At 72.4% G+C, this 15,118-nt stretch carries 8 protein-coding genes and 1 pseudogene; 5 read left to right on the top strand and 4 right to left on the bottom strand.

Annotation, left to right across the window (positions count from 1 at the left end; translation table 11 throughout):
* The first annotated feature begins 31 nt into the window (after positions 1–31).
* Positions 32–697 carry a GNAT family N-acetyltransferase gene (locus B0675_RS15405; RefSeq protein WP_081219391.1) on the top strand — a complete coding sequence of 222 codons (666 nt, stop codon included), beginning with the start codon at positions 32–34 and terminating at the stop codon, positions 695–697.
* A 119-nt stretch (positions 698–816) separates the two neighbouring features.
* Here the strand turns inward: B0675_RS15405 and B0675_RS15400 are convergent, their stop codons facing one another.
* On the bottom strand, positions 817–1,629 hold the full coding sequence (locus tag B0675_RS15400) for a rhomboid-like protein (RefSeq protein ID WP_081221811.1): 813 nt from the start codon (positions 1,627–1,629) through the stop codon (positions 817–819).
* Positions 1,630–1,995: 366 nt separating this feature from the next.
* Between B0675_RS15400 and B0675_RS15395 the strand changes: the two genes are divergently transcribed.
* From B0675_RS15395 to B0675_RS15380, 4 genes and pseudogenes are all read left to right on the top strand, one after another.
* On the top strand, positions 1,996–2,673 hold the full coding sequence (locus tag B0675_RS15395; RefSeq protein WP_081219390.1) for a spermidine synthase: 678 nt from the start codon (positions 1,996–1,998) through the stop codon (positions 2,671–2,673).
* A 112-nt stretch (positions 2,674–2,785) separates the two neighbouring features.
* The gene (locus B0675_RS15390; protein ID WP_081219389.1) at positions 2,786–3,523 is read left to right on the top strand and encodes a response regulator transcription factor; all 738 of its coding nucleotides are present in this window, start codon (positions 2,786–2,788) and stop codon (positions 3,521–3,523) included.
* A 62-nt stretch (positions 3,524–3,585) separates the two neighbouring features.
* Positions 3,586–4,722: a HAMP domain-containing sensor histidine kinase gene (locus tag B0675_RS15385; RefSeq protein ID WP_081219388.1), complete on the top strand. Its 1,137-nt coding sequence runs from the start codon at positions 3,586–3,588 to the stop codon at positions 4,720–4,722.
* Between the two features lie 399 nt (positions 4,723–5,121).
* A pseudogene (locus B0675_RS15380) lies at positions 5,122–8,823 on the top strand (multifunctional oxoglutarate decarboxylase/oxoglutarate dehydrogenase thiamine pyrophosphate-binding subunit/dihydrolipoyllysine-residue succinyltransferase subunit); the annotation flags it as partial.
* Positions 8,824–8,946: 123 nt separating this feature from the next.
* Here the strand turns inward: B0675_RS15380 and fxsT are convergent.
* The 3 genes from fxsT to B0675_RS15365 all read right to left on the bottom strand — a co-directional run bounded on the left by fxsT (position 8,947) and on the right by B0675_RS15365 (position 14,985).
* Positions 8,947–11,958 (bottom strand): FxSxx-COOH system tetratricopeptide repeat protein, encoded by a 3,012-nt coding sequence (gene fxsT, locus B0675_RS15375; RefSeq protein ID WP_081219386.1) that lies wholly within the window; start codon positions 11,956–11,958, stop codon positions 8,947–8,949.
* 196 nt (positions 11,959–12,154) lie between these two features.
* Positions 12,155–13,867: an HEXXH motif-containing putative peptide modification protein gene (locus B0675_RS15370; RefSeq protein WP_081221810.1), complete on the bottom strand. Its 1,713-nt coding sequence runs from the start codon at positions 13,865–13,867 to the stop codon at positions 12,155–12,157.
* Positions 13,867–14,985, bottom strand: coding sequence for an FxsB family cyclophane-forming radical SAM/SPASM peptide maturase (locus B0675_RS15365; RefSeq protein ID WP_277625248.1), 1,119 nt, complete (start codon positions 14,983–14,985; stop codon positions 13,867–13,869). The genes B0675_RS15370 and B0675_RS15365 overlap by 1 nt, the downstream gene beginning before the upstream one ends.
* Positions 14,986–15,118 lie beyond the last annotated feature (133 nt).

The following is a 15,118-nucleotide window of genomic DNA, read 5'->3' as shown; positions in this document are numbered from 1 at the left end:
CGGGGGACGGCTGGGGAAACAGGGGGCAGGGGTGGACAGGATCGTGCGGGCCTGGGTGGACGGATGGGTCGTCTCACGCGGGGCGGCGCCGCCGGTGGTCCGGGAGTGGGGCTACACGATCGACGTCGGGCAGGAGGGGCACGTCACGCGCCACGTGATCGGGGAGACGAACGACCGGGTCGAGGCGGCGGCGCTGCGCAAGGTCGCGGACGCGGTGACCGCGCCCGGCGTCTGGCTCAAGGTCTTCGCCGACCCGTCGGCCGTCCGCCCCCTGCTCGGCGAGGGCTGGTGGACCGACCCCGAGCCCGGATACCTGATGTCCGCTCCCCTGACCGCCGCCGAGGACACCGGTCCGGACGACCCCCTCCCCCCTGGCTACCGGCTGCGCGCCTGGTCCCGCGCCGGCGTCACCCGCGTCCTGGTCACGGCGTCGGACGGCTCCTGGGCCGCCCGGGGCCAGATCGCCACGACGGGAGCGACGGCCGTCGTGGACCAGGTCGAGACGTCGCCCGGGCACCGGCGGCGGGGGCTCGGCCGCACGGTCATGCGCACCCTCGCCCGGGCGGCGGCGGAGCAGGGCGCGGAGACCGCCGTTCTCGCGGGAACGCCGGAGGGACGGGCGCTCTACGCGTCCCTGGGCTGGCGCGTGGAGGCACCGCTGCTGAGCGCGCGGTACACCGGGGCAGACCGTCGCTAGGGCCCGGGAAACGGCGGCGCCGTGCCGTGCCGGGGGCGGTCCCGTGGGCCGGGACACCGGCGGGTGAAGGACTCGGCAGGTGAGGGGAGCCGGCGGCGAGGGGTCCGTAAGCCGGTGGGTCAGGTCCGGACCGCTCCGGAAGCGACCGCGCGTGCCCGCGCCGCGCGCCGCACCAGGGGCCAGGTGGCGACGCCGAGGGCCAGTGCCAGCAGGTGGCCCCAGTTCGTCAACGGGTCGTCGAGCAGGATCAGGTCCTCGGCGAGAACCGAGCCGAAGAGGGTCAGCAGCGGCCACCGCAGCCACGGCGAGAGGAGCCCCGCGAGGGAGCCGACGCTCGCGGCGACACCGAAGCTGATGCCGTAGTCGAAACGGTGCAGCGAACTGCCGGGCAGGTGCCCCGCCCACACCGCCAGCCCGACCGGCACCTCGGTGGCCAGCGTGGCGACCACGTGCCCGAGCAGGAAGACGCCGGCGGCCCGCACTCCTCCGATCCGCCGCTCCAGCGCGGTCAGCACGAGCAGGAACCCGGCCGCGTACGGCGAGAGGAATCCGCCGACGATCCACAGCGCACTCGCGAACAGCACCGCCACGGGATACCGCGCGAGGTGCGCGACGTCCGTGCTGGACCCCTGGTGCAGGGAGCGGACGATCGCGGGGTCCGCGTGGCTCGCGACGTACGAGGTGACCGCGAGGACGAGGGCGTACCCGGACGTGAAGGGCGTGCCCAGCGGAGTGGGCAGGAGCCGGAGGACGGACCGGATCGCCACCGGCAGACGCGCCGCCTGGACCGTGGGTCCGGACACGCCCGGCCCCGTCGGGGCCGGGCCGGGCCCCGTCGTCGGCGGCACGCTCCGCTGCCGGGGCAGTCCGCCGAGAAGCCCCGGCCCGGTCCCGCCCGGTCCCGACGGGCCACCGGTGAGGGACCGCTCCACGCGAGCCACGCCACGCTCGGCGGACGTCCCGTCGGCCGGGTGCCGCCCGTCGCTGTTCCGGTTCACCGTGCGGGACCCCTTCCCTCGCGTCCCAGGCTCCGTTCCCCGTCAGCCGCCGTCCATGACCGGCACCGCGCGTACGGGGCGATTCACAGCAACTCCTCAGGACACCTCCGGGATTCCTCGCGATGCGGAAAGCAAAGAAAAGAGGGGAGAGGCAGGGAGGCAGGGAGAGGCAGAGAGCGCGGAGCGAGGCGGCGTGAGGGGGACGGCGACGCCCACTGAGGCATCCCCTGGGCCTCGGACCGGTGCACCACCCCGGATATTCCACCCCTCCGCGCCCGCACCGGTGCCAGGATGGCGGCCATGACTGCCACGTACGACACGCCTGTGGTCCTCGACCGGCGCCAGGGCCCGTACGGCGAGGTGGTACTGCGGCGTCACGGGGCGCTGCTCCAGATCATCGCCAACGGGTGCTTCCTGATGGACACCTCCGACGGGCGTTCCGAGCGCCTGCTGGTGGACGCCGCCCGCGACGCCCTGGGCGCACGGCCGGAGCCGAGCGTGCTGATCGGCGGGCTCGGCGTCGGATTCTCCCTCGCGCACGCCGCCGCGGACGCGCGCTGGGGGCGGATCACGGTGGTCGAGCGGGAGCCGGCCATCGTCGACTGGCACCGCGAGGGTCCCCTCGCCGAGTTGTCGGCGACGGCCCTGGCCGACCCGCGGACCGAGATCGTCGAGGACGATCTCCTCGACTACGTCAATGAGATCTCCGACACGTTCGACGCCCTGTGCCTCGACATCGACAACGGACCCGGCTGGACGGTCACGGAGGGCAACGCGGGCCTGTACGGGGAGGCCGGACTCGCAAGCTGCGCAAGGGCGTTGAAGCCGGGCGGTGTACTGGCCGTGTGGTCGGCCCAGCCCTCTCCGGAATTTGAAGGAACCTTGCGGAATGCCGGATTCCAACGGGTCCGTACCGAAGAGATCCCCGTTGCCCGGGGCGTTCCCGACGTGGTGCATCTCGCGGTAAGGCCTGGATAGCCGAGGCCCCTTGCCTGCCCGTACTCTGCTTTCCTGACGCGGATCATTCAAGCGTCAAGCGCAGTCATGGGATCACCCCACGGATTCCGGAAAGCACACTCAGGGGCGGGCGATGGAGCAGACACACACCTCCCAGAACGGCACGGCGGCGACACAGGGCGCTCAGCGCCGGGTGCTGGTGGTCGAGGACGACCCGACGATCGTCGAGGCCATCGCGGCCCGCCTGCGCGCCGAGGGATTCCTCGTGCAAACCGCGGGCGACGGTCCCGCCGCGGTGGACACGGCCGAGGCCTGGCAGCCCGATCTGCTGATCCTCGACATCATGCTGCCCGGCTTCGACGGCCTGGAGGTCTGCCGTCGCGTGCAGGCCGCCCGCCCGGTGCCGGTGCTGATGCTCACCGCGCGTGACGACGAGACCGACATGCTGGTCGGACTCGGCGTCGGCGCCGACGACTACATGACGAAGCCGTTCTCGATGCGTGAGCTGGCCGCTCGCGTGCACGTCCTGCTGCGCAGGGTCGAGCGCGCCGTGGTCGCCGCCTCCACACCCCGCAGCGGCATCCTGCGCCTCGGCGAGCTGGAGATCGACCACGCACAGCGCCGGGTGCGGGTGCGCAGCGAGGACGTGCACCTCACGCCCACCGAGTTCGACCTGCTGGTCTGCCTCGCGAACACCCCGCGTGCCGTACTCTCGCGCGAGCAGCTGCTCGCCGAGGTGTGGGACTGGGCCGACGCGTCCGGCACCCGGACCGTGGACAGTCACATCAAGGCGCTGCGCCGCAAGATCGGTGCCGAGCGGATCCGTACGGTGCACGGCGTGGGCTACGCGCTGGAGACCCCGACTCCCTGAGCGGGGCCGCCGTCGGAACGTCGGGACCTTCATGGCCGGGACCTTCGTGAGGGGCTGATGGGATGAGCGTGCTCGGCGAGCGGGGGCGCGGGCTCGGTGCGCGCTCCTCCGGGGAGCACAGGGGCACGGGCCCCTGGGGCGGTCTCCGGCCCTTCTCGATCAAGACCAAGCTGGGCACCCTGGTCGTCATCTCGGTGCTCATCACCACCGGTCTGTCCATGATCGCGGTGCACACCAAGACGGAACTCCGCTTCATCACGGTGTTCTCGATGATCGCCACTCTGCTGATCACGCAGTTCGTGGCGCACTCGCTCACCGCGCCGCTGGACGAGATGAACGCGGTGGCCCGGTCCATCTCGCACGGCGACTACACGCGCCGGGTGCGGGACGACCGGCGGGACGAGCTGGGCGACCTCGCCCAGACGATCAACCTCATGGCGGACGAACTGGAGGCCCAGGACCGCCAGCGCAAGGAACTCGTGGCGAACGTCTCGCACGAGCTGCGCACCCCCATCGCGGGACTGCGGGCCGTGCTGGAGAACGTCGTGGACGGGGTGTCCGCCGCCGACCCCGAGACGATGCGCACGGCGCTGAAGCAGACGGAGCGGCTCGGACGTCTCGTGGAGACGCTGCTCGACCTGTCCCGCCTGGACAACGGCGTGGTCCCGCTGCGCCGCCGGCGCTTCGAGGTGTGGCCGTATCTGTCGGGCGTGCTGAAGGAGGCCAACATGGTCGCCTCGGCGCGCGCGGACATCGCGTCCGGCTCCGGCAGCCACACCCGCACCGACGTCCATCTGCACCTCGACGTGTCCCCTCCGGAGCTGACCGCGCACGCGGACCCGGAGCGCATCCACCAGGTCGTGGCGAATCTCATCGACAACGCCGTCAAGCACAGTCCGGCGCACGGCCGGGTGACGGTCAGGGCGCGACGCGGCGATCACCCGGAGTCGCTGTCGCTGGAGGTCCTGGACGAGGGACCCGGCATCCCGAAGTCGGAGTGGCACCGCGTCTTCGAGCGGTTCAACCGCGGCGGGGTACCCGCACCGCACGGCCCGGGCAGCGACGGCGGTACGGGCCTCGGCCTGGCCATCGCCCGCTGGGCGGTCGATCTGCACGGCGGCCGGATCGGTGTGGCCGAATCCGAGCGGGGTTGCCGGATCCAGGTCATCCTTCCGGGACTTCCTTCTCTGCCAAGTTGACGTAAAGTTCGAAGCGGAGCCGCAAGATCCATCAGGGTCGCCGCACACGTACACGTGTGATCAGGCACACGGCCGCGCGGGTCGCGCCGCAGCCCGTGTCCGGCGTGTCCGGGCGTACGCTTCCAGAAGCGGAACCCCGCTTGTTTCCCGCCATTTCCCTGCGCGAAACACGGATTCCGATGTGACTTGCACGACGTTGGACGGGCCCGGCCTGACCTACCCGGCCGGGGAGGCGTAGCCTTTATTCCCGCTGTCCATCACCTTGTGAAGCGGAAGAGGGCGGTTGCCGCCGTGTCGCCACAGTCCCCCAGTAACTCGAGCACTTCGACCGAGGGCCAAGCCGGGAAGAACCCCGCTGCCGCCTTCGGACCCAACGAGTGGCTCGTCGACGAGATCTATCAGCAGTACCTCCAGGACCCGAACTCCGTAGACCGAGCCTGGTGGGACTTCTTCGCCGATTACAAGCCCGGGGCGCCCGCCGCCTCGGCTCCGGCGGGTACTGCGGCCGCGGGGGCCGCAGGGACCACCACACCCGCGCCGGCCGCTCCGGCCGCGCCCGCGCCGCCAGCGGCGCGCCAGGCTCCCCCTCAGGCGGCTCCCGCCGCTCCGGCGCCCGCGCCCGCTCCGGCGGCCGCTCCCGCGGCTCCGAAGCCCGCTGCCGCCGCCCCGGCTCCCGCGAAGGCCGCTCCGGCCGCCGCGCAGCCGAAGGCCGAGCCGGCCACGGAGGCGCCCGAGGGCCCGGAGTACGTGACCCTGCGCGGTCCCGCCGGTGCCGTCGCGAAGAACATGAACGCCTCGCTGGAGGTGCCCACGGCCACGTCCGTGCGCGCGGTCCCGGTGAAGCTGCTCTTCGACAACCGCATCGTGATCAACAACCACCTGAAGCGGGCCCGGGGCGGGAAGATCTCCTTCACCCACCTCATCGGGTACGCGATGGTGCAGGCCATCAAGGCCATGCCGTCGATGAACTGGCACTTCGCGGAGAAGGACGGGAAGCCCACCCTCGTCAAGCCCGCGCACGTCACCTTCGGTCTCGCCATCGACCTGGTGAAGCCGAACGGCGACCGCCAGCTCGTCGTCGCCGGCATCAAGAAGGCCGAGACGCTGAACTTCTTCGAGTTCTGGCAGGCCTACGAGGACATCGTCCGCCGGGCCCGTGACGGCAAGCTGACGATGGACGACTTCTCCGGTGTCACGGTCTCGCTGACCAACCCCGGCGGCCTCGGCACCGTCCACTCGGTGCCGCGCCTGATGCCCGCGCAGTCGGTCATCATGGGCGTCGGCTCCATGGACTACCCCGCGGAGTTCCAGGGCACCTCCCAGGACACCCTGAACAAGCTCGGCATCTCGAAGGTCATGACGCTCACGTCGACCTACGACCACCGGGTCATCCAGGGCGCCGCCTCCGGCGAGTTCCTGCGGATCGTCGCGAACCTGCTCCTCGGCGAGCAGGGCTTCTACGACGACATCTTCGAGGCGCTGCGCATCCCCTACGAGCCGGTCCGCTGGCTCAAGGACATCGACGCCAGCCACGACGACGACGTCACGAAGGCCGCCCGTGTCTTCGAGCTGATCCACTCCTACCGGGTCCGCGGCCACGTCATGGCCGACACCGACCCGCTGGAGTACCGCCAGCGCAAGCACCCCGACCTGGACATCACCGAGCACGGCCTCACCCTGTGGGACCTGGAGCGGGAGTTCGCGGTCGGCGGCTTCGCCGGCAAGTCCCTGATGAAGCTGCGCGACATCCTCGGCGTGCTGCGCGACTCGTACTGCCGCACCACCGGTGTCGAGTTCATGCACATCCAGGACCCGAAGCAGCGCAAGTGGATCCAGGACCGCATCGAGCGCTCGCACTCCAAGCCGGAGCGCGAGGAGCAGCTGCGCATCCTGCGCCGGCTGAACGCCGCGGAGGCCTTCGAGACCTTCCTGCAGACGAAGTACGTCGGCCAGAAGCGCTTCTCCCTGGAGGGCGGCGAGTCCGTCATCCCGCTGCTCGACGCCGTCATCGACAGCGCCGCGGAGTCCCGCCTGGACGAGGTCGTCATCGGCATGGCCCACCGCGGCCGGCTGAACGTCCTCGCGAACATCGTCGGCAAGTCGTACGCGCAGATCTTCCGCGAGTTCGAGGGCAACCTCGACCCGAAGTCGATGCACGGCTCCGGCGACGTCAAGTACCACCTGGGCGCCCACGGCACCTTCACGGGCCTCGACGGCGAGCAGATCAAGGTCTCGCTGGCCGCGAACCCGTCCCACCTGGAGACGGTCGACCCGATCATCGAGGGCATCGTCCGCGCCCGCCAGGACATCATCAACAAGGGCGGCACGGACTTCACCGTCCTGCCGGTCGCCCTGCACGGTGACGCGGCCTTCGCCGGCCAGGGTGTGGTCGCCGAGACGCTCAACATGTCGCAGCTGCGCGGCTACCGCACGGGCGGCACGGTCCACATCGTCATCAACAACCAGGTCGGCTTCACCGCCGCCCCGGAGTCGTCGCGCTCCTCCATGTACGCCACCGACGTGGCCCGCATGATCGAGGCGCCGATCTTCCACGTGAACGGCGACGACCCCGAGGCCGTCGTCCGGGTCGCGCGGCTCGCGTTCGAGTTCCGTCAGGCGTTCAACAAGGACGTCGTGATCGACCTCATCTGCTACCGCCGCCGCGGTCACAACGAGTCCGACAACCCGGCGTTCACGCAGCCCCTGATGTACGACCTGATCGACAAGAAGCGCTCGGTGCGCAAGCTCTACACCGAGTCCCTCATCGGTCGCGGCGACATCACCCTCGAAGAGGCCGAGCAGGCGCTGCAGGACTTCCAGGGCCAGCTGGAGAAGGTCTTCACGGAGGTCCGCGAGGCCGTCGCCCAGGCGCCCGAGGCGCACACCCCGGACGTCCAGGCCGAGTTCCCGGTCGCCGTGCCCACCGCGGTCTCCCAGGAGGTCGTGAAGCGGATCGCCGAGTCCCAGGTCAACATCCCGGACAACGTCACCGTGCACCCGCGGCTGCTCCCGCAGCTCCAGCGCCGTGCGGCGATGATCGAGGACGGCACGATCGACTGGGGCATGGGCGAGACCCTCGCCATCGGTTCGCTGCTCCTGGAGGGCACGCCGGTCCGGCTGTCCGGCCAGGACTCGCGCCGCGGCACCTTCGGCCAGCGCCACGCGGTGCTGATCGACCGGGTCACCGGCGAGGACTACACCCCGCTCCAGTACCTCTCGGACGAGCAGGCCCGCTACAACGTCTACGACTCGCTGCTCTCCGAGTACGCGGTCATGGGCTTCGAGTACGGCTACTCGCTGGCCCGCCCGGACGCGCTGGTCATGTGGGAGGCGCAGTTCGGCGACTTCGTCAACGGCGCTCAGACGGTCGTCGACGAGTACATCTCGGCCGCCGAGCAGAAGTGGGGCCAGACGTCCGGCGTCACCCTGCTGCTCCCGCACGGCTACGAGGGCCAGGGCCCGGACCACTCCTCGGCCCGGATCGAGCGCTTCCTCCAGCTGTGCGCGCAGAACAACATGACGGTCGCGCAGCCGACGCTCCCGTCGAACTACTTCCACCTCCTGCGGTGGCAGGTGCACAACCCGCACCACAAGCCGCTGGTGGTCTTCACCCCGAAGTCGATGCTGCGTCTGAAGGCGGCGGCGTCGAAGGCGGAGGAGTTCACGACGGGCGAGTTCCGCCCGGTCATCGGCGACGACACGGTCGACGCGGCCGCCGTGCGCAAGGTCGTGTTCTGCGCCGGCAAGCTGTACTACGACCTGGAGGCCGAGCGGAAGAAGCGCGGCTCCACGGACACGGCGATCATCCGCATCGAGCGCCTGTACCCGCTGCCGGGTGCCGAGCTCCAGGCGGAGATCGCCAAGTACCCGAACGCCGAGAAGTACCTGTGGGCCCAGGAGGAGCCGGCGAACCAGGGTGCCTGGCCGTTCATCGCGCTCAACCTGATCGACCACCTCGACCTCGCGGTCGGAGCGGACGTCCCGCACGGCGAGCGGCTGCGCCGCATCTCGCGTCCGCACTCCTCGTCGCCCGCCGTCGGTTCCGCGAAGCGGCACCAGGCGGAGCAGGAGCAGCTGGTGCGTGAGGTGTTCGAGGCCTAGTCCTCGGCTCCCTCGGTCACGGCCGTACGAACGAAGGGCCCGGCCCGAGTCCCTGTGGACTCGGGCCGGGCCCTTTCGTCGTTCGCCCCCGGGGTCTCCCCGCGGGGGTGCGGGGCACCGGGCTCAGGTGGACTGGGGCTCGAAGTCCCAGTGGGGCCGGTTGCGGGAGCGGGCGGAGATGGTGTGGACGTGCCGGGCGCCGAGGGTGGCGTCCAGGTCGGCCAGCGCCTCCTGTTCGACCTTCTCGGCCTCCTGGCGGTCCGCCATGCCGCGCAGGTCCGCGGCGAGCGCGACGCGTGCGGAGAGGGTGAGCGGGTGGGTGCGGCCGAGGGTCTCGGTGGCCCGCGCGACCGTCTCCCGGCTCAGCTCAGTGGCCGGTTCGGGGCCGACGACGAGGTTGCGCAGGGCGGCGGCGTTCAGGGCGCAGCCGAGCGTCCAGGGGTGGTGCTCTCCCACGGCGGCCGTCATGTCGGCCAGCGCCTGCTCGACGACCTCGTGGGCCTGGTCCCACTCCCCCACGCCGCGCAGGATCAGGGCGTGGTTGGCGCGGGCCCCGACGATGAACGGGTGTCCCTCGGGCAGCATCACCTCGTACCGGGCGAGGACGGCCTCACCGATCTCCCGGGCCTGGTCGATGTCGCCGTGCTCGCGGTAGAAGCAGCTCGTGCCGACGGCGAACCGCAGGGTCTGGGGGTCGGTCTCGCCGAGGACCCGCTCGCAGCGCTCCAGCACGCTGGCGAACATGGGGCCCGCCGCGGTGCGGTCGCCGCTGCGGTACTGGCACAGGGCGAGGTTGTGCTCGGCGTCCAGGGTCTGCGGGTTGTCGCGGCCCATGACGTTGCGGTGCTCGCGGACGCTGGTGCGCTGCGCTGACTCGGCCTCCGCGTAGCGGCCGAGGAGGCGCAGGTCCGTCGCGTAGGAGATCTCCGAGTACAGCGTCCAGGGGTGCCGTCCGCGCAGCAGGAGGCGCCGGGACTCCAGGGTGCGCAGGTCGGCGTCGTGGGCCTCCTGGTAGCGGCCGAGGAGGCGGAAGGAGACGGCCAGGTTCTTCTGCGCGTTCAGGGTGCGGGAGTCCGCGTCGCCCAGGAGGTCGCGGTACAGCGCCAGCAGCCGTTCGGAGAGGCGCAGGGACTCGTCGTAGCGGCCGAGGCCCCGCAGGTCGGCGGCGAGTCCGCCGAGGGCCCGCAGATGGTCGAGGTCCTGCTCGCCGCGCTGCTCGTACAGGTGCTCGACGGTGGCGCGTTCCAGGACCTCGGTGGCCTGGTAGTCGCCGGCGGCGCGGAGCAGGTTGGCGTAGTGGTAGGTCAGTTCCCACACGCGCGGGTGGTTCTCGCCGAGGAGCGGTTTCCAGGCCGCCAGGGCGCGCTCGCCGAGCTTGGTGCCGGCCCGGTACTCGCCCGAGATGTACATGTAGCGAAGGCAGTTGAAGACCAGCGACTGCACCGCGGGGTCCTTGCTCTGCAGGACGTCCGCGAACTTCAGGTGCGGGACGATCTCGGCGTAGCCGGGCCACAGGCGGGTGTCGGTGGGCCGCCGGGGGTCGGCGGCGGCCAGGGCACGCCGGACGACGTCGACGAACTCACGGCGGTCCTCGTCGGGCATGTCCTTGTGCACGATCTGGTGGACCATGCGGTGCAGGTAGAGGGACTCGCCGGAGGAGGCGGTCTCGTCGCCGGCCGCCTCGTGGGACTCCAGGCGGACGACGGAGTACTGGCGGAGCTGGTTGATCGCCCGGTTCCACAGCAGCGGGTCGTTGAGCAGGCCCGCGATCTGCTCGGGGAGCTGGTCGTGGGGCATCTCCTTGAGGAGCCGTACGGGGATGAAGCCGGGTGCGAAGAAGGTGCACAGGCGGAGCAGGTCGACGGACTCCGGGACGGTGTCGCGGAGTTTGTTGAGCAGTATCGACCAGGCGGTCTGGAAGGCGACCGGGAAGTCGGCGGAGATCTTGACGACGTCCTGGTCGATACCGCCGTCGAGGAGGGCGATGTACTCCTCGACGGACAGGTCCGAGTCGTTGAGCCACCCGGCCGTCTGGTCCAGCAGGAGGGGCAGGTCCTCCAGTGCCTCGGCGAGCTGGTCGGCCTCGGGTTCGGTGAGGCGGGGCGCGCGGCGGCGGATGAAGGCGACGGACTCGTCGCGGTCGTAGACCGGCACCTCCAGGAGCTTGCTGTTGTGCTCGCTCCACTCGGGGTTGCGCGAGGTGATCAGGACGTGTCCGGGGCCGGTGGGCACGAGGTCGTAGATCTGGTCGGGCTCGTCCGCGCCGTCCAGGATCAGCAGCCAGCGTCCGAAGGGTTCGCCTCGGCGCAGCGAATCGCGTACGGCACGCAGCCGCTCGCCGTACTCGGCGCCGGTGCTCAGCCCCAACTGCGGTGCCAGCTCGGCCAGTCGGCGTCGGTAGGTGACCCGCTTCTCGGCGTTGACCCACCACACGACGTCGTACTCGGAGCCGAAGCGGTAGACGTACTCGGCGGCGAGCTGGGTCTTGCCGACGCCGGACATGCCGTGCAGGGTGACGACGCCTGCGCCGGGCTCGGCGCCCTGGAGCAGGTGGTAGGCGTCGTTCAGGAGCGGCTCGCGGCCGGTGAAGCGGGTGTTGCGGCGGGGGACGCCGCCCCAGACCTCGGGCATGGCGGCCGGATAGCGGGGGCCGCGGCGTGCGGTCTCGGTGGCTTCCGGCAGCGCGTCGGAGGGCAGGTCGAGGCGGTCGAGGACGCGGCGTTCGGCCTCGTCGGCGCCCATGTTGTTCAGGTCGACGGCGCCGAGCACGGCGGTGGCCGTCGGGACCGGGCTGGTGGTGACGGACACGGCGGCGAACCGGGACGGATCGGGGGCGACGACCTCGCGCAGGGCGGTGTTCCACTCCTCCTGGGTGCGCGGGCCGAGCTGGAAGTACCATTCGCTGACCACGATCAGGATCCGCCCCTGGGCGAGGGTCAGGTCGCGCAGCAGGTCGACGAGCGGGATCTCGGCCGGGGAGTCCCAGCGCTGGTAGACCACGCGATGGCCGCGCCGCTCCAGGCGGTCACCGATCCAGGCGGCCCAGGCCCGGTTGAACCCGGCGAAGCTGATCGTGACGGTCTGCTTCACGGCCCCCCTCTCGGCTGGCCGGACCGGCGTACGAGCTCCAGACATGCAGCGGCCTCCCCGCGCGTGATTTTAGAACCGCCGCGAGGGCCTGCGATAGGGCGCCGACACGGCCGCCCGTCGCCTGCCCACGGTCCTGGGTCAAACGTGTTCAGCGACGATCTTGGCGCACGGAGGGTCCCGCGTCCGGGAAGCCGCGGCTTTCGGCGAGGATGGCTCGATCCGGCCGGTGGCGTGAAGGCGTTCACCGGCCCGGCGTGTGCCGCTGTGTCCACAGGGTGCGGGCGGCCCGCACATAGGCGGTGGCCCGTGCGGTCTGGCCGCGCGGCGCGGGCTGCTCGGCGAGCCGTTCGTACACCTCGACCATGCGGTCGACGAACTGGCGTCCCCGCGGGGTGAGATCGCCGGATCCGACGAGCGCGGGCAGGACGGCGCCGACCTGTTCCTGATAGCGGGCGTGCCGGGCCCAGGCGGTGTCCCTCCGCACGGGGTTCGGGGTGGCGAGCGCCGTGCGCTGGAAGAAGTCGGCCAGCGCGAGGTGCGAGTAGGCGCCCTGCAACAGGCCGTCGTACGGGCGGGGGTCGGGCCGCCAGGGCGCGAAGTGCCGCGCTTCGGAACCGGCCTGATGGAGCGTCACCATGGAGCTGAGCGCGGCGAGTTTGGTGTGCTGGATCTCGTGGACGAGGGTAGCGGCGAAGGCGGTGGCCGTCGCCGGGGTGCTGCTCAGGACAGCGCCGAAGGCCTCACGGCGGGTGGCGCTGCAGCTTCCGGCCGGCCGGCCCGGCACCGCGCCGGGGGGCGCGGAGAGGGGGACGAGGCAGCGCAGCAGGGCCGCCGCTTCCGTCAGGCGCCGCTCGCCGCCGAGCCCGAGTGCCGCCGCCGTACCGGACCAGGCGTGCAGCCAGTGCTTGCGGTCGGCGTCGTCGAGGGTGACGGGGCCGCTGAGGGTGTGCGCCCGGGGGCCGTCGCGCGCCGTCCGGTAGGGGTCGAGGTCGTCGAGCGGCACGGGCGCGGAGCCCGGCAGCAGCCCGGGCAGCGCGTACGCGGGGGTCCAGGCCGCTGCCTCGGACCAGGCGCCGACGCCGCTCTGCACGTGGACGACCACGTCGGCCTCGCCGGGTTGCCGGAACGTCAGCCGTCCCCGCCGGTGCACGAGGCCCACCTCGGTGTCCCCGGGACGGCCGGTGCGCAGTGCGCCGAGCGAGGGCAGAGTGAGGACGCCGTCGCGGGCACTCAGGCGCACGGCGCAGGACACCCCGGCGCGGACGGCGGCCACGGCGGCGAGCGCCCCGAAGTGGGCGAGGGCGCGGGCCGGTTCGCGGGGGTCGCGCTCGGCGCCCGGGCCCGTCACGGTGTCGAGTCCGCGCAGGGCGTCACGGGCCCAGGGCCCGATGAAGGGGTGCAGGATCAGGGCCCGGACGCCGCTCGGAGGCGGGTCGGGGGGAACGGGGGCGGAGGTGCCGTCGCCGGTCCGGTGCGGAGTGCGGGTCGGCGACGGCGCGCGGCGCCCCGGGGCCCGCCCTCTCTCGCCGTCCAGGGGCCGTCCGGCCGGGGGCGGGGGCCCGCAGGCGTCCGCGTCGCGGGCGGGCCGTCCGGCCGCGCCCTGGGGGACGACACCGCCCGCCGGACCGAACACCCCGGTGAAGGCGCCCGGTTCCCTCGGAGCGGCGCCGGGCACCGGACCTGCTTCAGGTCTCGGCCCGGCCGCCCGGCGCGTGCGGTGGGCGGCCCGTTCCAGGTGTTCCGCCTCCTCCAGCAGGGCCCAGTCCTCGTGCAGCCGGTCGAGTGCGGCGGCGGGCAGGACGCGCGGGCCGGCGGCCTCCGCGGCGTCGAGGACCGCGCGGAGCAGGAGCAGCCGGCGGGTGTGCTGGTCGCGTACGAGCAGCCCGAGGGTCTCGGGACCGCCTTCGGTACGGCCCAGTTCGGTCAGGGCCCGGTCCGGGACCGGCGGCGGGATCACGGGACGCCTCCTTCGGAAGCCGCGGGGACGGCCCCGGCCAGTCTCCGCGCGACGTGCCGGATGAAGCGCTGGAGGTCGGCGCAGTAGACGGACGGGTTGGCGAAGCCCCGTCCGGCGCGGTACCGGTGGGCGTAGTGGCCGCCGCCGCAGACCGTGAGCAGCGGGCAGGCCCGGCAGTCCGCGGCGAGCGCGGCGGCGCCCGCCTGCCGGGCGGCGATCCCGGGGTGGCCGAGCGCCTCGTCGAAGCCGTGCCGGAAGACGTCGAGTCCGGTCTCCGCGGCCCCCGCGTAGCAGGACTTCAGCGAGTCGACCTGTTCGATGGAACCGTCGGTCTCCACGACGACGGCGTCGAACGGCGCGAGTCCGAGCGACTCGGTGGCGGCGGGCAGCCCGAGGAGCAGGGCGAGGCACTCCTCGAAGAGCCGGACGCGCGTCTCCCGCCGTCCCGCTCCCCACCAGCGGTCGAAGACCGCGCTCAGCCAGTCCCCGTACGGCGTCGCCCCGGCGGTCCACCGCAGGGGAGGCGCCGACCAGTTGCCGTGCGGGAGCAGCAGGTCGAGAGCGGGCGGCCGCAGTTCGAGCAGCGACTCGTACAGCTCCACCGGGTCGGTCGCGGGGTCCACGACGGTGAGGATTCCGGCGAACGCCCCCGGGTGGTGTGTCGCGGCGAGGCGGGCGCCGCGGGTCGCCGCGGGCCAGGAGGGGCGTCCGGCGCGGTCGGTGCGCAGCGTGTTGTGCTCGGGCAGTCCGCCGTCCAGGCTGATGCCGACGCGGATGCCGTGCCGGGCGAGGACGGCCAGCCGGCGTTCGGTGAGCAGGGTGGCGTTGGTCTGGACGGTGGCGTGCACCGTGCAGTCGTCCGGCACCAGATGGCGGACGCGGTCGGTGAACCGGGCGAGCGTGCCGGTGCCGGCGAGCAGCGGCTCGCCGCCGTGCAGGACCAGGGACAGCGCCGTCGAACCGTGCGCGCGGGCGTGTTCGCCGATGCGCCGCGCGGTGCGTTCCAGGACGGCGGGCGGGGTGACGGCGGGGCGGGCGCGCCAGCCGTGGTCGGGGCCCTCGTAGAGGTAGCAGTAGCGGCAGGCGAGGTTGCAGCGGCCGTGCATCTTGACGATGAACTGCCGGAAGGGAAAGGGCGGTTCGCCGGTGCGGTGCGCTCGGTCCGGCGCCGGGGCGGGGTCCGGCGGACGGGAGGTCGCGGTGGCGCGCGGACCGGGATGTGGGGTGTCCCGGTGCGGGGTGGACGTC

It is taken from the genome of Streptomyces sp. M41(2017) (assembly GCF_002078175.1).
GTDB lineage: Bacteria > Actinomycetota > Actinomycetes > Streptomycetales > Streptomycetaceae > Streptomyces.
The sequence above is the reverse complement of the archived record's forward strand: the minus strand, read 5'-3'. Positions and strand labels throughout refer to the sequence as shown.

Bases quoted from the DNA above. Each gene is read 5' to 3' on its own strand.
- B0675_RS15395 (WP_081219390.1), top strand. From the start codon at position 1,996: ATGACTGCCACGTACGACACGCCTGTGGTCCTCGACCGGCGCCAGGGC.
- B0675_RS15390 (WP_081219389.1), top strand. From the start codon at position 2,786: ATGGAGCAGACACACACCTCCCAGAACGGCACGGCGGCGACACAGGGC.
- B0675_RS15385 (WP_081219388.1), top strand. From the start codon at position 3,586: ATGAGCGTGCTCGGCGAGCGGGGGCGCGGGCTCGGTGCGCGCTCCTCC.
- fxsT (WP_081219386.1), bottom strand. From the start codon at position 11,958: ATGTCTGGAGCTCGTACGCCGGTCCGGCCAGCCGAGAGGGGGGCCGTG.